Origin of the sequence: Chitinophaga qingshengii (assembly GCF_014529935.1) — a bacterium.
Lineage (GTDB): Bacteria > Bacteroidota > Bacteroidia > Chitinophagales > Chitinophagaceae > Chitinophaga > Chitinophaga qingshengii.
Genome location: NZ_JACVFC010000001.1, coordinates 25,328 through 49,076 on the forward strand (window position 1 = coordinate 25,328; position 23,749 = coordinate 49,076).

The following is a 23,749-nucleotide window of genomic DNA, read 5'->3' on the forward strand; positions in this document are numbered from 1 at the left end:
ACGTAATTTGTAATTCCAAAGCTCCTATATGCAGAAAATACTGGTGGTAGAAGATGAAGTCAAAGTAGCCAATGCCGTTAAAAAGGGACTGGAAGAAAACGGCTTCGAAGTAGACGTGGCCTACGATGGCCGCATGGGCAAAAGCCTGGCTGCCAGCAATAACTATGACCTCGTCATCCTCGACCTGAACCTCCCCCATCATAACGGTTACGAACTATGCGAAGTCATCCGCCGCAAAAATAATCGTGTACCCGTGATTATGCTGACGGCACTCGGTGGTGTGGAAGACAAAATGCAGGCTTTTGAGCTGGGAGCCGATGACTACCTGGTAAAACCCTTCGACTTCCGCGAGCTGCTGGCACGTATCCGGGTGTTCCTGAAAAGAGCCGGCTCCGAAGCGCCTCACAGCACACAATATAAGATCACCATCGCCGACCTGGAAATAGACCGGGAAAAAAAGGAAGTGACCCGCGGCGGCAAAAAAATTGCCCTCACCGCCAAAGAATACCAGCTGCTCGATTTCCTGGCGCTGCACAAAGGCAAGGTGATCTCCAAATTAACCATCGCTGAAAAAGTATGGGACATCGATTTCGATACCGGTACCAACGTGATCGAAGTATATATGAATTTCCTCCGTAAAAAGATCGATAAAGACTTTGAGCAGAAACTGCTCCATACCAAAACCGGCATGGGATATTATCTCTCCGAAGAATGAAGATCAAATATAAGATAGCACTGTATTACACGATATCAGCCTCCCTGATGCTGATCGCCTTTGCCGTGCTGGCCTATTATTTTTCTTCCAAATCCAGGCGGGCCGAATACCTGGAAAGACTCGAATACCGCGCCCGTTCCATCGCCAATGTGATCATTGAAGATGGTAATGTAAAAGTAGACCTGCTGCGGAAACTGGACCGCACCACTTTCCAGGACCTTTACAAAGAAACCATTCTGGTATACGATCCCAACTATGACCTGCTTTACAGCAACCTCAAAGACACTACCATCCGTACCCACCGGAGCCTGCTGGATTACATCAAACAAAACAAGTTATATAGTAATGTAAAAAACAGCGGAGAACAGGTAGGCGTCTATTATACAGAAGGCGATGTATCCGTGATCGTTATTGTATCTTCCTTCGATAAATATGGTTTTCAAAACCTGCAAAACCTCCGCCAGATCCTGCTGATAGAGCTGATCACCGCGGTGGCCATACTTGTGGGCGTTGGCTACTTCTTTGCCCGGAAGATGGTGCAACCTATTGACCGGCTGGTACAGCAGGTGGATAATATCAATGCCAGCAACATGCAGGATGCCCAGGTAGCTGTGAAAGGGAAAGATGAAATCGCCACACTGGGCGCCAACTTCAACACCATGTTACAACGCCTGAGCGACTCGTTTGATCTTCAGAAAAGTTTCGTGAGCAATGCCTCCCATGAGTTGCGAACGCCGCTGGCCGCCATTATCAGCCAGTTACAGGTAATGCTTTCCAAAGAACGCAGTAAGGAGGAATACCATGCCCTGCTGGTGTCTGTACTGGAAGATGCCGAAAACCTGTCGGACCTCTCCAACGGACTGCTACAGCTGGCACAGTCGGAACTGAACCAGGAGCAGTTTGTATTTAACAGTGTCCGGATTGATGAGTTGCTGATGGATATGGCCAACCTGATCCGTCTCAAACAGAAAACACCTGCCAAGGTGGATATCCAGTTTGTGAAAGTGCCGGAAAACGATCTGCTGGTAACCTGCTTCGGCAATGAAAGCCTGTTGAAAGTCCTTTTTCTGAACCTGATAGACAACGCTTGTAAGTTTTCTCCCGACAACAGTGCCCATGTGTCTATCGATTTCTTTACCCAGTATATCACTGTTCAGATCAGGAACCGGGGACCGGTGATCCCTGCCAGTGAGATCAACAAAGTTTTTGAGCCCTTCTACCGGGGCGAGAACGCCCATCAAACCCGCGGCCATGGCCTGGGCTTATCTATCTGCAAAAAGATTGTGAAAATACACAACAGTCATATCACCGTTACCTCCACTCCGGAAGAAGGTACCACCTTCACCGTGATACTCCCCCACTTGTAGCGCCCATCTTCCCTTAGTGCATTTTTAATGCGTTTTTAATATGTCTTAAAGCCCCCTTTAATCTGACTTGGAGAGCTTTGTATCATGAAAATAGGCATTATGCGAACCAAGACGAAACTGATGCTCTCAGTGTGCGTTGCCAGCCTGGGTTTTATTCAACCTATAAAAGCTCAAACTCCGACCCAAACGGTCACCCTACAGGCCGTGGAGGATTCATTCCTGGTCAGGAACTATGTACTGTTGGCACAACGTTATCAGATCGACGCCTCCAAAGCATTGGTGCGTCAGGCAAAAATGTGGAGTAATCCCTCCTTTAGCACGGTATTGGGCTTCGGCAGCACCGATAAGTTCAAACCCTTTAATGTAGGCGCTCAGGGAGAAACACAGTACACCATCGACCAGCTTATTCAGTTGGCCGGCAAACGCAACAAGAACATTTTGCTGGCGGCCACGGCCACCAAAATGAACGAAGCCACCTTCGATGAGTTGGTGCGTACCCTTCGCCTGCAGTTGCGCGAAAACTTCTACACGCTATACTATCGCCGCCAGACCGGCAAAGTACTCAAAGAGCAGCTCGAAAACCTGCAACGTATCGTAGACGCCTATGTGACCGCCGACAAAAAAGGCGTTGTGGCCCATGCAGACCTGGTACGTTTACAAGCCTTACAGGTAGGCATCGAAAACGATTTTGCCGACCTCAAACAGGAAGAGCTCGAAGCACAGAAAAACCTGCAACAGTTACTACATAGCCAGGATTTCTATGAAGCCGTAGTAACGGCTTCAGACCTGGCGCCTTACCGGCTCGACCAGATACAACTGCCGCCCCTGCTCGATAGTGTGGCAGTAAACCGTCCCGATGTCCGCATCGCAGCCAGTCAGTTCCAGACCGCAGAACTCAACTACCGCCTGCAAAAAGCCATGGCCGTACCCGACCTGCATGTAGGCGCCACCTATGATAAAAAAGGCAGTTATGTCGACAACTTCGTGGGACTTACCCTGGGTATTGATTTACCGCTGTGGAACCGCAACCAGGGCAATATCAAGGCCGCGCAGTTACAGATCGGCTCTGAACGGCAACAACTGCAGCAACAGCAGTCCATTGCCCAAACAGAAGTGCTTAACGCCTATCAGCGCATCGTAGCCCTGGAAAAAAGGTATAAAAGCTTCGACCTGCACCAGTTTCAGGCCGAATTCGATACCCTCATCTCTGAAGTGGCCAAGAATTTCAGCAAGGGCAATATCTCCCTGTTGCAGTTCATCGATTATTTCAACAGCTATAGTGACAACGCTAAAAACATCAACAAGTTTTTATCCAACCGGGTGAATGCTTATGAAGAACTCAATTATGCAACAGGACAAGAATTATTTAAAAAATAAGCGCATGAAACAGCCTATATTGATCCTTGGCTTTTCGCTGCTGGCAGCAGTTATCTGGAGTGGATGCAAACACACGCAGGCAGAAGATACAGAGAAAAGCACCTTTGTACTCAGCGACACCATGTTAAAAAATATCCGCATTGATACCGCGCACCTGGTGCCGGTCATGAATGAAGTGCGGCTCTCCGGTAAAGTAACACCCAACGGTGGTAAGGTATTAAAAGTATATCCGCTGGTGAGTGGTTATGTGGAAGATATCAAAGTACAGCTGGGCGACTATGTGCAGAAAGGCCAGGTACTGGCCGTGATCCACAGTGTGGAGATCGCCGACTATGAAAAACAACTGGCCCAGGCCCGCTCCGACCGCGGCGTTGCCGAGAAAAACCTGAAAGTAGCGCAGGACCTGTATGACAGCCGCCTGAGCACCGAAAAGGATGTGGTGAACGCCAAAGGCGAACTGCAAAAAAACAATGCAGAAATCAACCGTCTTAATGATCTCTTTAAAATATACCGTAAAGGCAAAGGCGCTACCTACCTGGTAACCGCCCCTATCTCCGGTTATGTGATTGAAAAAAATATCAACAATAACATGGAGATCAGGACAGATAACAGCGCCAATATTTTCACCATTTCCGAACTGGACGATGTGTGGGTAATGGCCAACGTATTTGAAACCGATATCGCCAAAATCAAAGAGGGTTATGAAGCCGATGTGGTGACCGTGAGCTACCCCGATCAGCCCTTCCATGGCAAGATTGATAAGATCTACAACTTCCTCGACCCTGCCACCAAAACCATGCAGGTACGCATTCGGATCGACAACAAAAACATGTTGCTCAAACCTGAAATGTTTGCCACCGTATACGTGAAGTATACCGACCAGAACGAGAAAATCGCTGTTCCCTCCGCCGCTATCATCTTCGACAACAGCAAAAACTATGTGCTGGTGTTTAAAGACAAGTTCAACATTGCGGTAAGGCAGGTGGAAGTAGCCAAAACCTCCGGCGACCTCACCTATCTGCAATCCGGCCTGCAGGCGGACGAAAAAGTGATTTCAAAAAATCAGCTGCTCATTTACGACGCACTGAAAGATTAAGCACGTCATGGCATGAAACACCAGCCTGGCCAACTAAAGAAGCCGAATTATGAATAAATTCATCAGAAATATTGTTGCCTTTTCACTCAAAAACAAACTATTTGTTTTTATCAGCGTCGTCACGCTGATCGTGGCGGGCGTGTTTTCTTTTCTGCACACACCCATCGAAGCATTTCCCGATGTAACCAATACCCAGATCGTGATCGTCACCAAATGGAACGGTCGCAGCGCCCAGGAAGTGGAGCGTTTTGTGACCCTGCCCATCGAAGTTTCGATGAACGCCGTACAACGTAAAACCAGCGTACGTTCCGTGACCATGTTTGGTCTTTCCGTGGTAAAAATCATATTTGAAGATGATGTGGAAGATTTCTTTGCGCGTCAGCAGGTCAATAATATGCTGGCAGGCATTGGTCTGCCTGAAGGCGCAGAACCGGAAGTACAGCCGCCCTACGGCCCTACCGGGGAAATCTTCCGCTATTATCTCAAAAGCGCTAAGCGCGATTCCCGCGACCTGCTCACCTGGCAGAACTGGGTGATAGACCGCCAGATACGCAGCGTACCCGGCGTAGCCGATGTAGTAGCTTTCGGCGGACAGGAAAAGATCTATGAAATTTCTGCCGACCCTGTACGACTGGCTAAATACGATATCACGCCCCTGGAACTGTACCAGGCCGTCGCCAAAAGTAATGTCAACGTAGGCGGCGACGTGATAGAGAAAAACGGTCAGGCTTATGTGGTACGCGGTATCGGTTTGCTCAACAGTATCTCCGATATCAATAACATCATCGTACAAAGTATCAACGGTGTACCGCTGCTGGTAAAAGACCTCGCCAATGTACACGAATCCTCCGCCCCCCGCGTAGGACAGGTAGGCCTGGATAAATCAGACGACCTGGTGGAAGGCATTGTGGTGATGCGTAAGGGAGAAAACCCTTCCGAAGTGCTGAAACGCCTGAAAGATAAACTGAAAGAGCTGAACGAAACCGTGCTGCCCGAGGATATTAAAATGGAGACTTTCTACGACCGCGATAACCTGATGGCGTTCTGTACCCATACGGTGATGCATAACCTGGCAGAAGGTATCATTTTCGTGACCGTGATCGTGTTTATTTTCATGGCCGACTGGCGCACCACGGTGATTGTGTCTATCATTATCCCGCTGGCGTTATTGTTTGCCTTCATGTGTTTACGCATAAAAGGTATGAGCGCCAACCTGCTCTCCATGGGCGCCATCGACTTCGGTATTATCATAGACGGGGCCGTGGTGATGGTGGAAGGCATTTTCGTAATGCTGGACCACAAAGCCCATAAGTATGGCATGGAGCGGTTCAACAAGATGGCCAAGCTGGGATGGATCAAACAAACCGGCGGGGAGCTGGCCAAAGCCATTTTCTTCTCCAAACTGATCATCATTATTTCCCTGATCCCTATCTTCTCTTTCCAGAAGGTAGAAGGCAAGATGTTCTCGCCCCTGGCCTGGACACTGGGTTTTGCGCTGATGGGCGCCTTACTCTTTACCCTAACGCTGGTGCCTGTACTCTGTTCTATCCTGCTCAACAAAAACGTGAAGGAGAAAAACAACTTTGTGGTGAATTTCTTTGACCGCATCGTTACCAACGGGTTTAACTGGACCTACCGCAACAAACGCCTGAGCCTGACCATGGCGCTGGTGTTTATGGGATTGACTTTCCTGTCCGCCAGGTTCCTGGGGACCGAGTTTCTGCCGCAGCTGAATGAGGGTTCGCTTTGGGTAACCACCGAATTGCCTATGAGTATGTCGCTCACCGAGAGCACACGCATGGCCCGCAGTATCCGCGAAGACCTGGGCGGGTTCCCGGAAGTAAAAAGGGTGTTGTCACAGGTAGGCCGTTCCAACGATGGTACCGATCCGAACGGATTCTACTTTATCCAATATCAGGTGGACCTGCTGCCCAAAGATGAATGGAAACGCAAGATCACCCAGGATGAACTGATTTCCCAGATGGAAGGCCGGTTGAAGAAATACCCCGGCATTATCCTCAACTTCTCCCAGCCTATCAGCGACAACGTATCCGAAGCCGTAGCCGGCTTTAAAGCCGCCAATGGCGTGAAAATATACGGCGCCGATCTGACGGAGCTGGAGTCGCTCTCCCAGCGCGTGATTGCGCAATTGAAGACCGTACCTGGCATTAAAGACCTGGGTGTGATCCGCAATATCGGTCAGCCGGAAATGAGCATCAACCTCGATGACAACAAAATGGCACAGTACGGCGTCTCTACCGGCGACGCACAAGCGGTAATTGAAATGGCTATTGGTGGTAAGACAGCCACCCAGTTATACGAAGGCGAGAAAAAATTCGATATCCGTATCCGTTATGATGCCAACTACCGCAAAAATGAGGAAGACCTGGCTAACCTGATGGTACCAACGATCAATAACAACAAGGTGCCGCTGAAAGAGATCGCAGAGATCAAAACCATTACCGGACCTGCTTTCATTTACCGCGATCTGAATAAACGGTTCATCGGGGTGAAGTTTTCCGTACGTGACCGGGACCTGGGTTCTACCATCAGTGAAGCGCAGCAAAAAATTAACAAAGCCATAAAACTGCCCAAAGGATATAGTGTAGGCTGGACCGGCGAGTTTGAAAATCAGGTACGCGCCACCCAGAGACTCGGGCAGGTAGTGCCTATCAGCCTGATAGCCATTTTCCTGGTGCTGTTTATTATGCTGGGTAGCGTTAAGGACGCCGGACTGGTTTTAATGAATGTTCCGTTCGCACTAATAGGGGGTATTCTCGCTTTGCACGTTACAGGTATGAACTTCGGCATTTCTGCCGGCGTAGGTTTTATTGCCCTGTTTGGTATCTGTATTCAGAATGGTGTGATCCTGATCTCCGTTTTTCATAAAAACCTGCAGGCGAAACTCAATCTGAATGAGTCGATCAAGCTGGGGGTGCAGAGCCGTATCAGGCCGGTGGTGATGACAGCGTTGATGGCAGCGATAGGTCTTGTACCGGCAGCACTTTCACATGGTATTGGATCTGAAACACAGAAGCCGTTGGCTATCGTGGTGATCGGAGGTTTGATTACTGCTACCGTATTGACATTACTCGTGTTCCCGATTATTTTTTACCGGGCATACAAAAATAAAGCAGCTGAGCTCTAAACATATTTTTATATCGCCTTCGGCGGATGACCGGGCGGGAGGTGATCAAATTTTAGTTCGCATATAGGTTGATAGAATGGTTATGAAAAAGGAAAAGGCCGGACGACGGTCCGGCCTCAACTGATTTTATAATTATATCTACTCCGCCCTGCCGAGAGGAAACAACGCGGGGCGGTTTTTTTATTTTATTCTTTTCCTGCGGGATTTGTTGAACATGAGTCCTTTCTCAACTCCTTTACGCAAGGCTGCTCTTTCTTCTTCCGGTAAAGCATATACTTCTTTGCACTCATCACTGCAGCAGCCATTGTATTTTTTGGCGCAGGATTCGCATTGGATGAATAAAAGGTGACAGCCGTCATTTAAACAATTCGTATGGGTATCACAAGGTTCCCCACATTGATGACATTGGCTAATAATATCCTCACTTATTCTTTCTCCCAGGCGGTCGTCGAACACAAAATTTTTGCCTTTAAACTTAATGGGTAATCCTTGTTGACGGGCTTTGTTGGTGTATTCAATAATACCTCCTTCCAGGTGAAAAACATTTTTAAAACCATGGTGCAGCATATAGGCAGACGCTTTCTCACAGCGGATTCCCCCCGTGCAATACATAATGATATTTTTGTCTTTCTGATCTTTCAGCATGTCTACCGCCATGGGTAACTGATCGCGGAAAGTATCCGAAGGCACTTCGATTGCACCGTCAAAATGTCCGACTTCAAATTCGTAGTGATTGCGCATGTCCACGATCACTGTTTCCGGATCATTGGTCAGTTCATTGAATCCTTTTGCATCTACGTATTTACCCCGGTTAGCCATATCGAAAGTTGGGTCGGAGATACCGTCGGCCACAATTTTTTCCCGCACTTTGATTTTCAGCACGAAGAAGGATTTACCATCATCGTCTACAGCGATATTGAGGCGGATACCGTTGAGAAAATCAATGGCGTAGAGGGTATCCCTGAAGGCTTCAAAATGATGTTCCGGTACGCTGATCTGTGCGTTGATCCCTTCATGGGCCACGTAGATACGCCCGAAAACGCCCAGTTTAAACAAGGATTCGTACAGTTGATCACGGAAAGCCTGTGGATCTTCGATTTTCGCGTACTGGTAAAAGGAGACGGTAACGCGTTTAAATGTTTCGGATAGCAGCCGTTTTCTGAGCTCTTCGGCGGAGACTCTGTTGTGTAATACCATTTGTTTGAAATTTTAAGGACACCTGCGTCGTGAACAAAATTTCAATCAGTACCCTGGTTAGCAAGGTGGTTGATCGATTCGTCTTAGAAGTATGTCAATGAAGCCTGTTTTTAAAAGGCAGCGCAAAGATAGGCAAATCTCGCGGGAGTCGGAGCAGTTACGGGGAGAAATGCAGTAAGGAGCCTCATGTATTAATAAAATAGCTCATTTATAAATCTTTCAGCAGTCCGGGCATGTCTGTATTAAGTGCTCTGGCAATGGCTTCCAGTGTGCCCAGGGTTGGATTACCTCTCCCCGATTCGATGGTCCATATCTGGGAATAGGCGATGCCGGCGGTATCAGCAAATTCACGTGTACTCAGGCCGGTAGCCTGGCGTAGTTTCCGGAATCTTTCGCCAAATCTTTTGGATAGTTCTTCGTTGCGGACACCATTCATTCGCACAAATTGGATAAAAGGTGTAAAATTATTGACTTGATATATCAAGTCAATTGAAAAAAAATATTATATTGGGTTATCTTTGCCTCCCCAAAAAAATATTTCGAGGCATCGCTTTTTTTACCTGTCCACCGACCAAGTATGACGCAGGTACAGAGAAGTGAGGCCCGCGACCTTTGTGCGCGGGCTCTTCTTTGTCTGGTCATCTTGGTCGGTGGCGGGCACTGTAAGAGTTCCGCGCCTTTTTTGTTACCTGCGCGTTGCTGATCCCCTAACGCAAATCTATATCCCATGATCACCTGGCCTTGCAAGCCTTATAACATTATCTGGGTAGATAATGATCCCTTTTTCCTGGCATGGATAACCCCACAGGTAACTGCATTGCCCTGCTTTATGGTACATACCTGCGGCGATGCCCCTACTGCATTGCATTACCTCGAAAGGGCAAATCCCGACATCATACTCACCAATTTAGTAATGCCTTATATATGCGGACTGGAGATGATGACGCTTATCCGTTCCAGGGATGCGCATATCCCTATGGTAGTGGTTTCTGCCAGGTCTCAGGAGTACGACCGGCAGGCAGCCCTGGCAGCAGGCGCCAGTGCTTTTATTTCCAAAGCCGGCATGAGCGGCAGAACCGTGATAGCCGGTATACAACCTTACCTGGTGTGGAGAGACTAATCTTTTTCGCAGTATGTTCCCCGGTTTATCTAAACCAGGGGTTTTTCATAATCCTTATAAATAACAGAAAGCACAAACGCCGGATATCTATCCGGCGTCCTTTATTTTTAATCCCGGGGCGTTGCCCCCCCTCATAAAATCCCCCTTCAGTGTGACAAAATCCACAAAAAGTGTATTCGATTGAGTATCAATTTTACAAAGCGTGTTTCCTGACAAATGTTCACAAAGTGTGAAAAAGTTATTTATAGATTTATAACTATTTGATATTTATTGTATATAACTTTGATTTTACGTTACGACCCCTAGTTGGCACCCTTTTTGAAAATACGGTTCTGACGAAAATTATTGATTAACCCGAAAATGTTATGTTATGAGTATTTACCTTACTTACTTTATGTACGCTATCGTTGGCATCTGGGTCTACAGACTGTTGGCTTACTTCTTCGATGAACGCAAAGAAATGAGAAGCAAAAAAAGATAAGCCATGAGAGACAACAGCAACCTGGATATTTTTTTTATTTAGTTATTTGATTATTTAGTTATTGTTTTCCCCGTATTACTGTCAATAACCAAATGATCAAATAACTAAATAACCCGATATTCCGTCTCTACTGATTTGCCTTGATTAAATTGCCAAACAAACCTCCGAATCCAACCCGCACGCCTATACGCGTATCGTCCTGGCTCTGATAACCCGCTACCACATCTACCCTCAATACTTTCAGGATATTCTCCAATCCCAGGAATGCTTCCACATAATTGTTTTTATCATTTACATAGAAGGCATTGGAACCTGCCACCAGATTCCATTTCAGTCGATTAAACAAGGGTATCTTGTTAGTCAGCAACCCATTGAAATGATGCTCTACATTAGCCGTCAGAAAAAATGGCGCGGTCGTACTGTAACGATAATAGGGCGCTAACTGAAAACTGTTCAGGTATCTGGTATTATAAAAAGTCTGGTTGCCATTGAAATGCTGAAAATCCGGGATCTGTACATTACGGTCATTCAGGAAACCACCGGCCGTAAGACGGTAACGAAACTCGCCAAATAATTTGAAGTTCATATTGTCGAACACGGAAAGCTTCCACTTATCGAAGTCCACCACACTATTAGCCACATTCGGAATCCCTTTGCTATAGGCTATTTCAAAGGTTGGGTACTTAGAACCCAGCGGCATCTTACGGTCCGGCATCTCTATAAACTGCTGCCCCGGCTGATAACGGAAGCTCAGGTCTACAATAAACGCCTGGTGACGGTTGAAGGGTATCTGCGCCAGATCGTCCGGATGATTGGGCGTAAACTGTTTTTTGTCGTTTTTAAAGATCACAAAATCCGTGGTGTTCTCCACGGGTATCCGGCTTTCATAACGTGCCCCCACCGTAAGCCGGTCATTCGTCTGGAAGGTACGGCTGTAGCGCAATTGAGCGAACCAGTTTTCATACAGCTTCATATAGTTCTCCTTCAGCAACAGCGTATAAAACTCATTGGCAATATTATCTATCGGGTTCTCCTGGTTAAACTGACTGACACGTTTACCACCCCCAACGGTCCAGTCGTTGCGCCCATAACGGGTACGGATACGGCTTTCTGAACTATAGGTAACAAACGTATAGGCATTGAGGTGAGTATTACTCAAACCGTAACGCACAAACGGAGATATCTTTAGTTGTTTTTCTTCTCCCGGATTTAGCTGTAGCCTTGGCTCCAGCGCCAGCACCAAACCTTCAACCGTATTATATTTCAGGGATTGCGCCAATCCTTTCAGGTGAAACGTATTAAACTGAATGCTGCTATCCCGGCGGAAATACAACTTACGGTTCACACCCGACCATAACACATCCATCACTTTTACCGGCTTCTGTTTTTTTCGCAGCGAATCGAGGGTATTGCCTTTCATGGCCGCCAGGCGGTTGGCCCGGGCAGTACTGTCTTTTTCGTGGTAGTCTTTCGCCTCTGCTTCTTCCAGCGGCACCGGCCGGATGCTATCCCAATACGGCACTTCTTTTTTATCAAAGGCAGAATCATATTTCAGGAAGGTATTATCAAAATATTTCGGGCCGAACTGCGGATGCAGGTTGTAATCGGAATATACATTGACAAAGTTGCCGCCCATACGGAAACCGAACTTATCAATCGACAGCTGCAATACCTGGTCTTTAATACGCCATACATCGCCGGATACCGGTACATGCGTTTGACGGATACGCAGCGTATCCATCAGTTCCAGCTGGTATTCACCGGTAAGAATCAAATCTGTACTGTGAATACGCCAGTCGCCGTCGGTGATAAAAATGTATCCGGAGAACAGCGGCTCCTGTTTTCTTCTGGGGATCACGCGTATTTTACTTACCATACGCCCGTCTTCCAGGAACTCGCCTTTGAGGCGGTATTTATAGTAGGACAACGCATTTTGTGCAATCGGGGAAATGTAGCCTCTGGGGCCCATCTGCGTGATAACAGCCGAAACATTGTTATCGTAGAAACTGATAAACGCCGGGAAACTCATGCCGATACCGCCGCCGCTCTTACGGTCGGATATCACTTCCAGCTTCATTTTATCCGGCATGCGGAAAGAAATTTTTGTGATGGACTCCGACAGGAACACCATGCCTTTGCCGGCACTGTCCACGCCCATATCTTCCTTATCCACTTTTTGACCCATGAACTTATTGGGCGCACCTTTCATCTTGATGGTACCCTTAATGTAGGACATACAGGTGTATTCCTTTACCTGCTGCTGATAGAAAGCTCTCTTTTTGATCGCCTGGCGGATGATGGCATAGGCAGGGTCCTCCCCTCCGGCTTTTACCACCACTTCTTTGATCTGAAGGTTGACAGGCAGCAATGCGAAATTAACCGTCTGCGGCTCGCTACCCACCTGGATAACCGTTTCCGTTTTACGGTAGCCGATATACTGGCATACCAGGGTGTATTGACCGGGGGAGATATCCAGCTGGTATTGTCCGGCAGCATTGGTAGTGGTACCCGTTGTAGTTCCCTTTATCAGTACGGTAGCATATGGCAGGGGGTTATGTCTGTCATCTGTCACCAAACCTTTCACGACAGTGGCTTCACAGTAGGTAGTAAACAGGAGTAAAAACAGGGTAGGTAAATATTTCATCATATCTCAAAAATAACTACCAGGTACGTACGCCAATAAGGTACTTACCGTTTTACCACAAATTTAACAGCACATGATAACCTATGATACAATCTTTTTCGGAGCACGGAGAAAGGCAGCACTGCTGGCAGCGAAACCGGCTACCAGTCCGCCGATGAGCGCACTGATCACTCCCAGCAAAGGAGCGCTGCGTACCTGAAGAATCATTTCGCTCATCCGGTTAGCGAGCAGATGGTCATTGCGTACATCCATATAAAATGCCAGCAACAGCCACAGTACAAAAACGGACAGGAACGCGCTGAAAAAAGACTTGCCGGGTGTGAGTGGCAACACCAGCGTAACAACAAATGCCACCAGGGCTACGCTCCACCAGGGAAGCACCGTACCGGCCAGATAGGCCAGGACAAGGATCAGCAGGAAATGGGAAAAGGATTTCATTATTCTAATATAATAAAATATATTAAACAGACCTTTCATTTCTTAAGCTGTCTTAAGAAATATGCCTGTTACGGCAGCTACCTTTGATCACAGCTTTATCTAAAAAATAATGAGAGACAAAACAACCGAATGGTTTTTACGTATAGCCCTCAGTGCCGGCTTTTTGTCAGCTGTCGCCGACCGGCTGGGCTTATGGAGCAAGGCAAATTCCGCCTGGGGCAACTGGGATAACTTCCTCGCCTATACGGGCCAATTAATGCCCTGGCTGCCGGGACCATTGCTCAATGCTGCAGCTATCATCGCCACGGCAGCGGAGCTTATCCTGGGCATTGTTTTATTGGTCAATTTTAAAACCCGGCTGATAGCCATCGCCAGCGGAATTTTATTGCTGTTGTTTGCAATAGCGATGACCTTCTCCCTCGGTATTAAAGCACCGCTCAATTATTCGGTATTTGCAGCGTCAGCAGCGGCTTTTGCGCTGAGCGCACAGAAGAAATGAAAAAGCCCGGAGCCAGTAGCTCCGGGCTTTTTTATAAAGATGTACCGCCGTTTACAGGGCGCTTTTTGCCAAAGCCTGCTCAATATCGGCAAGGATATCGTTTACATGTTCCAGGCCAACGGAGATGCGTATCAGTCCGGGTGTAATGCCTACAAGGGCTCTCTCCTCGTCGCTCAGTTTAGCATGTGTAGTGCTGGCAGGATGCGAAGCGATGCTGCGGCTATCTCCCAGGTTAGCCGTGAGAGACAGTAGTTTTAAGGCGTTAAGGAAACGCACGCCGCTTTCGAGGCCGCCTTTCAGCTCAAAACATACGATACCACCGCCACCGCTCATTTGTTTGCGGGCGATATCATGCTGCGGGTGACCGGGCAGGAAAGGATACTTCACACCGCTGAGGTGCGGGTTGCTTTCCAGTGCCTGCGCCAGTTTCAGGGCGCTGCCAGTGTGGCGCTCCATCCGTATATGCAGTGTCTCCAGGCTTTTGCTCAGCACCCAGGCATTGAAGGGCGACATGGCCGGACCCGTACTTCTGCAGAAAGTATGTACTTCCTTGATCAGTTCCTTTTTACCCAGGACAGCGCCTCCCAGCACACGTCCCTGGCCGTCGATCCATTTGGTGGCCGAGTGGGTCACGATATGGGCGCCGGCTTCGATGGGGCGTTGCAGTACCGGTGTGGCAAAGCAGTTGTCCACGTTCAGGATGATATTGTGTTTGTTGGCGATGCCTGCCAGGTAGGCAATATCAATGATTTCCAGGCCCGGGTTGGAAGGCGTTTCCACGAAGATCATCTTTGTATTGGGCTGGATCATCGCTTCAATGCCGGCAGGATCGTTGACATCAAAATAAGACGCCTCTATCCCCCATTTGGGCAGGAATTTAGTAATGACAGTATGGGTAGAACCGAAGATAGAACGGGCACTCAGCAGGTGATCGCCTGCTTTCAGCAGGGCCATAAAGCTGGCGAAAATAGCGCTCATACCGGAAGCGGTGGCATAACCGGCTTCGGCGCCTTCCAGGGCGCACATTTTCTGTACAAATTCATCCACATTGGGATTACTGAACCGGCTATAGATATTAAAATCCGTTTCATCCGCGAAAGTGGCCCTCATTTCTTCTGCGTTGTCAAAGCAGAAGCTGGAAGTCAGGAACATGGGCGTAGAGTGTTCCATTTCATTGGTACGCGCCGTCTGAATCCTGACCGCATTGGTTTCCGGTTGGTATTGATTGTTATCGTTCATTGCACATGGTGGTTTCTCTCCGTGATTAAGCATGCAGTTTCACTTCCCAGGTCAGTTTGGTATTGGCCTGACGCAATGTTTCCGCTACGGAGCAATATTTGTTCATCGACAGTTCTACCGCGCGGGCAGCCTTGTCCGCATCGATATTGCCGGTTAAATGAAAGATGATATGGGCAGTTTCCCACAGCGCAGGTTCTTTCTCCTTTTCTCTTTCCGCTTCAATTTCGATACGGAAATCCTTCACTTCCTGCCGTTGTTTTTTCAGGATCATCAGCACATCAATGGCAGAGCAACCGCCGAGGCCCATGATGACCATCTGCATGGGTCTTACGCCATTATTTTTGCCTCCGTTTTCCAGGGATGAGTCCATCAACACTTTGTGACCGCCTTCATCTACGGCTTCCATGTTAAACCCGTCGTCTACTCTTTGTAATGCTATTTTCATGATTAGGTGGATTTCTTCCAACAAAGATAAATAAATCAATTACGAAATACGAATTACGAATTACGGCTACTGCTAAGTATTGGCGCTCAATTCGTAATTCGTTATTTGTAATTCGTAATCCGTATTGTAGATTTGCAAAAATTTTGGATTATTGTCTGCACAGGTTTTTCACAGTAAAGCACCATTCCGGCTGGAGTCCGGCCAGGTATTACCAGCCTTACAAATCGCCTATCATACTTACGGTACCATGAATGCTGAAGGCAGCAATGTGGTATGGATATGTCATGCATTAACCGCCAACAGCGATGTGGCTGACTGGTGGAGTGGTCTGGTTGGTCCGGGCAGGACCATCGATCCTGCTCAGCACTTTATCGTATGCGCCAATATAATCGGCTCCTGCTATGGCAGTTCCGGTCCGCAGACGGTGAACCCTGCCACCGGCGAGCCCTGGTATCATACTTTTCCCGCTATCACCATCCGCGATATGGTACAGGCCCATAGCCTGCTGCGTGCACACCTGCAGATACAACAGATAAGCCTGCTCGTAGGCGGCTCCATGGGCGGTTACCAGGTATTGGAATGGGCGCTGACAGAGCCTGAACGTATCCAGCGGTTATTCCTGCTGTGTACCGGCGCTGCTGAAAGTGCCTGGGGCATTGCCATTCACACCGCCCAGCGGCTGGCCATAGAAGCAGATACCAGCTGGCAGGATGCCGCACCCGGCGCCGGCGCCCGTGGCCTCAAAGCCGCCAGGGCCATCGGTATGGTCACCTATCGCAATTATCAGACCTTTATGCGCACCCAGTCGGACCCCGACAAGGAAAAGACTGACAACTTCCGCGCTTCCTCCTATATCGACTACCAGGGTGACAAACTGGTGAAACGTTTTAATGCCCAGTCCTACTGGCTGCTAACCAAAGCCATGGACAGCCACAACATTGCCCGTGGCCGCCATGAAGATATCACCACTTCCCTCTCCCATATTCAACAACCGGTATTGCTGATCGGTATCAGCAGCGATATTCTCTGTCCTCCGGAAGAACAACGCCTGCTGGCCACCTATCTGCCTCATACCACCTACCATGAGATAGACTCTTCCTACGGCCATGATGGCTTCCTGATTGAGTTTGAGAAGATCGGGAAGATCTTGCAGGAGTGGCACTAGATAGTATCCGTATTAAATATTTCCCTTTACGCAGTTGTATTTGATTTTTCCTTATATTTAGATAAACCGAGTCTAAATCACAAAACGTCTGCGTATGAAAAACATTCGATTCAAAGTTTGTTTGGGCGCCCTGTTGCTATTGATGTCCCTTTCCCTGACACTTTCAGCACAAACACCAACAACTATTACCGGTACTGTAACAGACAAAACTTCCGGCAACGGCATGCAAGGAGTTACGGTGGCCGTAAAAGGCGCCACCGCCGGCACCATCACCGGCAGCGGCGGTAGCTTCCAGCTGAAAACCACACATGCGCTCCCCCTGACCCTGGTTTTTACCTATGTAGGTTACCAAACTGCTGAACAGGTGGTCAACAATGCCAGCGATAAAATTGCAGTAGCCCTGGGGAGCACTGAAATACTCGGCCAGGAAGTAGTGGTAGCTGCCAGCCGTGTACAGGAAAGCATTCTGCAATCGCCGGTATCCATCGAAAAACTGGATGCCCGCGCCCTGAAAGCCTCTCCGGCCCCCTCCTTCTACGACGCCCTTGCCAACCTGAAAGGCGTGGAAATGAGCACCCAGAGCCTTACCTTCAAATCCGTGAATACACGCGGCTTCAACAGCAACGGTAACACCCGCGTATTGCAGCTGAACGATGGTATGGACAACCAGGCCCCCGGCCTTAACTTCGCCGTAGGTAACATGGTAGGTATTCCGGAACTGGACCTCGACAACGTGGAACTCATTCCCGGCGCTGCCTCCGCACTGTACGGTCCCAACGCCCTTAACGGCATTGTGCTGATGACCAGCAAAAACCCATTCCAATACCAGGGTTTAAGTGCCCAGGTGAAAACCGGTTTCCTCAACGATAAAGGCCGCACCTCCGCTACAACAGGTTATTATGACGTGTCTGTACGGTATGCACATGCCTTTAACGACAAATGGGCCTTTAAACTCAATGTAGGCTACCTCAAAGCAGACGATTGGCAGGCACACGATTACCGCGACCAAAGCCTCGCCAACGGCCATACGCTGCAGGACGGCACCCGCGCCAATAACGAAGGTTATAACGGCGTGAACACCTATGGCGATGAGAACACTGTCAACATGTACAACACGTTGAAAGCTACCGGGGCGCTCAATCAGCAACTGGCGGCAATTTCCGCGGCAACAGGCGGCGCCATCACACCCGATCAGATCTTCAACACCATTATGCCGGCTCCCAATATGGCCAATGTTACCCGCACCGGTTATACCGAAGCGGATATCATGGACTATACTACCAAAAACCTGAAGCTCAACGGCGCCCTGCATTATAAAATCAAACCTAACCTGGAAGCCTTGATACAAGGCAGTTACGGCTATGGTACTTCTGTTTATACCGGCGCCGACCGTTACTCCCTCCGTAACTTTAAAATGGGTCAGTACAAAGTAGAATTACGTAGCCCGGACTTTTATGTACGGGCGTATACCACCCAGGAAAGAGCGGGCGACAGTTATGCCGGTGGCACCCTCGCCTCCGGTATCAATGAAGCCTGGAAAACCAGCCAGCTCTGGTACAACCAATACTTTAGCACTTACGCCACCCAATCGCTGGGTACCTTCGCCCAAACGCTCCAGGGTGCGCTGCAGGGAGGCGCTACACCAACAGCTGCCTACGCAGCTGCGAGGAACGCAGTAATTGCCGGTATGCCTGCTTTCTACCAAAGTGCCCGCGCTAAAGCGGATGAAGGCCGTTTCATTCCCGGTTCACCTGAATTCAACGCCGCAGCAGAACAGGTGAAAAGCAAACCCATTCCCGGCGACGCCAAAGGGGTAGGCGCAAAATTCACCGATAAAACCAATCTCTATCAGCTGGAGTTCATGTACAACTTCCATAACCTGATCAAATTCGCTGAAATACTGGTGGGTGGTAACTATCGGCGGTATGCGCTGAACTCCGAAAAAACCCTGTTCGCGGTAGACGATAATGGCAAAGAATTCCGTATCAACGAATACGGCGGCTATGTGCAGATCATGAAAAAACTGATAGACGACCACCTGAAACTGACCGGCTCCGTGCGTTACGACAAAAATATGAACTTCAAAGGCCAGTTCAGCCCCCGTTTATCTGCCGTGTATACCTTCCTGGAAACACAGAACATCCGTGTATCCTATCAAACAGGCTTCCGCATTCCACACAACCAGGACCAGTACATAGATCTGGTAACGCCGCAGGCACACCTGATCGGTGGTCTTCCGTTCCTGCGCGAGCGTTATGGTTTGACTAACGGTCCTGTATATACGCTGCAATCCTTACAAGCCGGCGCACCGAAAGAATATACCTTCCGCGAATTCCTGCCTGAACGTATACAGGCCTATGAGCTGGGTTATAAATCCGTGATCGCCAAAAGGCTGCTGATAGATGCCTACATCTATAAAAATGATTTCAAAAACATGAATGGCGCCCAGGTATTGGCTAAACCAACCGGCCCTACTACCTTCCAGTATTTTTCTGTTCCGGTAAGTGCAGAACAAACGGTAAAATCATGGGGATGGGCACTGGGACTGGATTACAGTCTGCCGCTCAACTTCACCGCCGGTGGTAATATCTCCTATAATGAACTGAGCAATGAAAAAGATCTGGGTAGTTTCCAGGCTCAGTTCAATACGCCTAAAGTACGGTACAACCTCAATTTTGGTAACCGCAACATTGCCAACTCCAATATAGCCGCCAACGTGGTATGGAGATGGCAGGATTCCTACGTATGGCAGTCGTCTTTCGTAGGTCCTAACGTGAATGTTGCCGGGCTGAGTGAAATCCCTGCTTTCGGTACACTGGATGCCATGATCAGCAAATTCTTCCCCAAAGCAAAAACAACGGTTAAGCTGGGTGGTATGAATATACTGAACAGGTCTTACGTGCAGTCATGGGGTAACCCTACCATTGGCTCACAATGGTATATTTCCCTGGGATACAATCTTTGATCATTTAGGGATTTACGGATTTAGTGATTTATGGATTTACGGATTTTGGGGATTATTGTGCGAAGATCATGTTTTGAGATCGTCATTAATATAATGTATGAATCAAAACATGATCTTCGCACAATAATCCCCAAAATCCGTAAATCCATAAATCCCTAAATGATTACAGGATATCCCACCATGGCTTATCCGGTTTGCCGGTAGTGGCAGGTGGCGTATCTTTTTTAATCGGGATGCCTTCTGGGTGCTGTGTTGATGGTGTTACCGCAGGTGCAGGCGCCGTAGCTGTAGAACCCGTTGTCCAGAGATTGCGGGCTTCCGCCTTGATATCTTCCCTTTGCAACAACGCTGCCAGGGTAGCTTTCAATTTAGCGCCCTGTTCCGGTTTCACCATGTATACATAGTTGGCGAAGCCTTCCAGGCTGCTGATGATGTTTTTGCTTTTACCCCAGCTTTTGCCGGCCAGGCCAGTTTTAGAGATCTGGTGCAACAGTGCGCGGAATTTGCGCAGGGTTTCCCGATCGAGGCTCAGTTTTTCGTTGACTACGATGCCGGTCACCTCTCTTTTATCGCCGCGGCGCATTACCTTCAGTTTGTCCGGATGAATGGTAAACCCTTCTTCCTTCACCACCTGTTTAATGGCCCAGAGCATTTGCCCGGCTTTATCCGCCACGTCCTCTTTTGCAGAGAAAGTCATATCGTCCGCATATCGCGTATAGGCGTATCCGTATTTGGCGGCTAATCCTTCAAAACGACGGTCCAGTTTGAAACAGATCAGGTTAGTGATAGCCGGGCTGGTAGGCGCGCCTTGTGGCAGGTGCCTTTCTGTTTTGGCCACGTAATATTTGCGGTTATCGAGCAATATCTCATCTACTTCCGGTTCTGTACAGATAAGGCCGAGGATGGTAGCCACCTGTTCAGCGTAACCCAGTTTACAGAAAAGGCCTTTTACCCTTTTGTAGGCGACAGAAGGGAAAAAGTCACGCAGATCGATATTGATCACGATGTCCTGTCCTACGTGTGGCGCGGCGTTGGTGACGATTGACTTGCCAGGCACAAAGCCATGGGCAGCGTCGCTGTTTTTAATTTTATAGAGGATATTTTCCAGTATCCAGTGCTGAGCGGCCTTCAATTGCGGCATGGGAGCAGAGATCACGCGGGTGCCGCCTGATTTTTTCGCAATCTGAAAACGCTGGTAGTGGGTGTTGTTGGCCACTTTACGATTAAAAGCGAGGAAGCGCAGTTTACCCAAAGTGATGCCCATAGCGGCAGCGAGCGCATTAGCGTCTTTCAGCAGCGGCAGACCGAATTTGGTAAGCAGTGCTTCATCGGGGGTGACTTTATTCAACCCGGCAGATACCTCTTCCCCGAGATAGATGATATCCTGGTTCTTTTTTTCAGCCCAGGCAGCAGCGCGGGCTTGTCTTTTTTCTTCGTTACGTTTTTTCGTTTCCGCGCGTTTCAGTTTGGCTTTAGCCATGCGTTCCTTGCGCATGTCTGCCAGCATTCTTTCCTTGTTGCGGTATTTTTGTTTTTCGGCCAGCAGTTCACTCAATTCGCGGCGCAGTTCTCCTTCCTTGCGTATCAATGTTTCCGGCAGGGATGGCTGGTCGGTGTTTCTTGCCCAGAAACCCAGGCGGGTCATTTCTTCCAGTATAAGTTCCTCTTTGGAGGATGCACGGATTCTGTCGTACAGCTGTTGACGGGTTAAGCCTTCGGCCATAATGTTGGCGTTTACTTTTTTAATAAATGTTTAGCAGCTAAACTGAAGCGGAGTTAAAAGGTCCGGCTGAAGGTGGCTGCGGGAAGCCATGCCTGACGCGAAGAGAAACAGGATTCTGTAAAGAGGAAAAGGCCTTCGTGCAAACCTTTGACTAAATCAATCAACTCCAGGGAGGGGCGTACCTAGTGTGAATTTCAGCCCCCGGGGCTAGTACCGTAAATTCGCACTAGGTACGCCCCTCCCAAAGTAAAGATTGCATTTAGTGAAGCATGTATAGTCAAAATACCTGAATGACGAAACATCATTCGTCCCTTTTACGGGCGCAAGTGCAATCAATTCCTCTTTACAAAGATCTTTGTTTATTAACGAGCCAGCAAGTTAGAAAATAATTTTGAAAAACAAAACTTTATTGTGCAGAATTATTTTCAGCATGGGTCATACGCAGTGCCAGCATGTGTTCGCAGGGCCCTTTGTATAACTTGTTGGTATTATAAAAACTACAATCGCAGTGTGCATCGCTCAATCTTTCATCGTTATCGATTACTATAACGGGATGGTATACACGTTGTGCGCCTTTGACGTTGCCTTTTAATTGTATTCCTTTTCCGGGAATTTCCTGCGCGGTGTAAGTCACCCGTTTTTCCTGCACCAGCTGGGCAGCTTCTGCTTCCAGCGGATTGGCAAAACGCAGTTCATCCAGCGGCAGCGGATCGCGGCTCAGTTCCCGCAGACGGTACATACCGCTGTGCAGGTCGAAAATCACTTTACCGGCTTGTGTATAGAGTCCCAGTGCACCTAATACAGTGGCTTTATCGAGCCCGGTAGCGGAAGCAATCGTCTCGGGTTTAGCCATCCAGCGGCTTCTCAGATCGGCAAATACTTTCAGTTTGGCGCTGTCGTCTACAATAGCACGGGGCGCCATCAGATCAAACTGACCGGCACGTGACCAGTCGTTGGCCGTCCAGCCGGAGAGACCGAGGGTAAACTGCATATCTCCCAAGTCTGCAACATAGAACGAAGGCAGACCGTTGCCGGTAAGATGCACGGTGAATTTTTTCGCGATGGGGATCAGGCGTTCCAGTATCAGCAATCTTCTTCTGCCCCATATCCTGATTTCGCGGCTTTGACCACCCTTGTATATCGATCTCGCACAAACGATTTCGTGATTCCAGGGCTCAAATACCGCCCGTACCGGCTTTCCGGGTTCCAGCTTAAAGCGGATGGAACGCGGTCCGTTCTTCTCTTTAAAACGGCGCAGCCAGGAACAAAAATTATATACATCCATCGGATGCAGGTCGAAAGTGGCCGCCGGCAATGTCATCGCTGAACTTACCTGCAGAAACCCCCTTACCCAGCTATCCGGTAAATCGATCTTTACTTCATGATACATTTCTTCCCTGGAAGTCTGTATCTGGAAGCCGCCCGGATCTACTTTAAAATCAGTTTCCTTGTAGTCGCGGATCTTCTGGAACTCGTCGTACAAAGCAGCAGAATAGTCGATATTGGTGGTACCGCATTCAAACTCATTTACTTCTTTGAACACGTTGTAACTGGCGCTCAGCTTACCATAGGTAGATTCATCCTGGCTGAAACATTCAAAAAACATTTCATCCGGATGTACCGTGATCACCGGGTCCAGCACAAACCAGGCATCCCTGTCTTTCTGGTACAGGTAATCAAAATATTGTTTGCGCGATTTATAGAAAGGGGCCATCACTTTATCCTTCTCCTCTCCCACTTTCTTCAGTTCAGCGGTCAGCGTTTCAATACGTTGATTCGCTGCGGCGGCATCATAACTGTTCATGTGTTCCGCCAGCCAGATAGCTTCCTGTTGAGCGGCCCATTCCTTATAAGCGGTTTTATCTTTGGGTTTAAAACGCAGGTCAGACACCACTACATCATGCAGGGCAGATATGGCTTCGCGGAAAGCGATTTTTTTATGGAGTTTACCCACAAAAAAGGTGGGGTCACGGCGGGTATCCGGCGCAAAGGAAATACCGGCAGATGTAGCATTGCTGTACACCTGGGAGTTACCGCTGTATCTGTAATTGAATAACATACAATCTATTTTCAGATTTTGTTATTTTTTTATTTGATTATTGAAAAAGGCCAGGACCTCTTTAATAATCA

The 23,749-nt window shown here is 48.4% G+C and carries 17 protein-coding genes; 9 read left to right on the forward strand and 8 right to left on the reverse strand.

The window, feature by feature from the left end:
• Nucleotides 1-28 precede the first annotated feature (28 nt).
• The 5 genes from ICL07_RS00085 (at nt 29) to ICL07_RS00105 (ending at nt 7,703) form a co-directional block, all read left to right on the forward strand.
• Entirely contained in the window at nt 29-715 is a 687-nt protein-coding gene (locus tag ICL07_RS00085) for a response regulator transcription factor (RefSeq protein ID WP_078673032.1), read from the forward strand.
• Nucleotides 712-2,082 carry a HAMP domain-containing sensor histidine kinase gene (locus ICL07_RS00090; protein ID WP_188085922.1) on the forward strand — a complete coding sequence of 457 codons (1,371 nt, stop codon included), beginning with the start codon at nt 712-714 and terminating at the stop codon, nt 2,080-2,082. Before ICL07_RS00085 ends, ICL07_RS00090 begins: the two co-directional genes overlap by 4 nt.
• A 99-nt stretch (nt 2,083-2,181) precedes the next feature.
• Nucleotides 2,182-3,459: a TolC family protein gene (locus ICL07_RS00095; protein WP_188085923.1), complete on the forward strand. Its 1,278-nt coding sequence runs from the start codon at nt 2,182-2,184 to the stop codon at nt 3,457-3,459.
• 4 nt (nt 3,460-3,463) lie between these two features.
• Nucleotides 3,464-4,555, forward strand: coding sequence for an efflux RND transporter periplasmic adaptor subunit (locus tag ICL07_RS00100; RefSeq protein ID WP_188085924.1), 1,092 nt, complete (start codon nt 3,464-3,466; stop codon nt 4,553-4,555).
• A gap of 49 nt (nt 4,556-4,604) precedes the next feature.
• Nucleotides 4,605-7,703 carry an efflux RND transporter permease subunit gene (locus ICL07_RS00105; protein ID WP_188085925.1) on the forward strand — a complete coding sequence of 1,033 codons (3,099 nt, stop codon included), beginning with the start codon at nt 4,605-4,607 and terminating at the stop codon, nt 7,701-7,703.
• A gap of 180 nt (nt 7,704-7,883) precedes the next feature.
• Here ICL07_RS00105 and trhO read toward each other — a convergent pair whose 3' ends face one another.
• Nucleotides 7,884-8,900, reverse strand: coding sequence for an oxygen-dependent tRNA uridine(34) hydroxylase TrhO (gene trhO / locus ICL07_RS00110; protein WP_188085926.1), 1,017 nt, complete (start codon nt 8,898-8,900; stop codon nt 7,884-7,886).
• 208 nt (nt 8,901-9,108) lie between these two features.
• Nucleotides 9,109-9,336 (reverse strand): helix-turn-helix domain-containing protein, encoded by a 228-nt coding sequence (locus ICL07_RS00115; protein WP_188085927.1) that lies wholly within the window; start codon nt 9,334-9,336, stop codon nt 9,109-9,111.
• Nucleotides 9,337-9,627: 291 nt separating this feature from the next.
• Between ICL07_RS00115 and ICL07_RS00120 the strand changes: the two genes are divergently transcribed.
• Complete coding sequence (locus ICL07_RS00120; RefSeq protein WP_188085928.1) at nt 9,628-10,020, forward strand: response regulator; 393 nt, start codon at nt 9,628-9,630, stop codon at nt 10,018-10,020.
• A 608-nt stretch (nt 10,021-10,628) separates the two neighbouring features.
• Here the strand turns inward: ICL07_RS00120 and ICL07_RS00125 are convergent.
• Both ICL07_RS00125 and ICL07_RS00130 read right to left on the reverse strand, forming a co-directional pair.
• Nucleotides 10,629-13,148: a DUF5686 and carboxypeptidase regulatory-like domain-containing protein gene (locus ICL07_RS00125; protein ID WP_188085929.1), complete on the reverse strand. Its 2,520-nt coding sequence runs from the start codon at nt 13,146-13,148 to the stop codon at nt 10,629-10,631.
• Between the two features lie 78 nt (nt 13,149-13,226).
• Nucleotides 13,227-13,583, reverse strand: coding sequence for a hypothetical protein (locus tag ICL07_RS00130; RefSeq protein ID WP_188085930.1), 357 nt, complete (start codon nt 13,581-13,583; stop codon nt 13,227-13,229).
• A gap of 109 nt (nt 13,584-13,692) precedes the next feature.
• On the opposite strand from ICL07_RS00130, the gene ICL07_RS00135 reads away from it, so the two are divergent.
• Nucleotides 13,693-14,082: a DoxX family protein gene (locus ICL07_RS00135; protein WP_188085931.1), complete on the forward strand. Its 390-nt coding sequence runs from the start codon at nt 13,693-13,695 to the stop codon at nt 14,080-14,082.
• Between the two features lie 51 nt (nt 14,083-14,133).
• Here the strand turns inward: ICL07_RS00135 and ICL07_RS00140 are convergent, their stop codons facing one another.
• On the reverse strand, nt 14,134-15,321 hold the full coding sequence (locus tag ICL07_RS00140; protein WP_188085932.1) for an O-succinylhomoserine sulfhydrylase: 1,188 nt from the start codon (nt 15,319-15,321) through the stop codon (nt 14,134-14,136).
• Nucleotides 15,322-15,346: 25 nt separating this feature from the next.
• Nucleotides 15,347-15,766 carry an OsmC family protein gene (locus tag ICL07_RS00145; protein WP_188085933.1) on the reverse strand — a complete coding sequence of 140 codons (420 nt, stop codon included), beginning with the start codon at nt 15,764-15,766 and terminating at the stop codon, nt 15,347-15,349.
• A gap of 151 nt (nt 15,767-15,917) precedes the next feature.
• Here ICL07_RS00145 and metX point away from each other — a divergent pair, with 151 nt between their 5' ends.
• Together metX and ICL07_RS00155 are read left to right on the forward strand one after the other, a co-directional pair.
• Nucleotides 15,918-16,931, forward strand: a complete 1,014-nt coding sequence (gene metX / locus ICL07_RS00150; protein ID WP_223151707.1) for a homoserine O-acetyltransferase MetX — start codon at nt 15,918-15,920, stop codon at nt 16,929-16,931.
• 94 nt (nt 16,932-17,025) lie between these two features.
• Nucleotides 17,026-19,896: a TonB-dependent receptor gene (locus ICL07_RS00155; RefSeq protein WP_188085934.1), complete on the forward strand. Its 2,871-nt coding sequence runs from the start codon at nt 17,026-17,028 to the stop codon at nt 19,894-19,896.
• 163 nt (nt 19,897-20,059) lie between these two features.
• Here the strand turns inward: ICL07_RS00155 and ICL07_RS00160 are convergent, their stop codons facing one another.
• Both ICL07_RS00160 and ICL07_RS00165 read right to left on the reverse strand, forming a co-directional pair.
• On the reverse strand, nt 20,060-21,619 hold the full coding sequence (locus ICL07_RS00160; RefSeq protein WP_188085935.1) for a reverse transcriptase family protein: 1,560 nt from the start codon (nt 21,617-21,619) through the stop codon (nt 20,060-20,062).
• Between the two features lie 406 nt (nt 21,620-22,025).
• The gene (locus ICL07_RS00165) at nt 22,026-23,678 is read right to left on the reverse strand and encodes an SWIM zinc finger family protein (RefSeq protein WP_188085936.1); all 1,653 of its coding nucleotides are present in this window, start codon (nt 23,676-23,678) and stop codon (nt 22,026-22,028) included.
• Nucleotides 23,679-23,749: the final 71 nt, after the last annotated feature.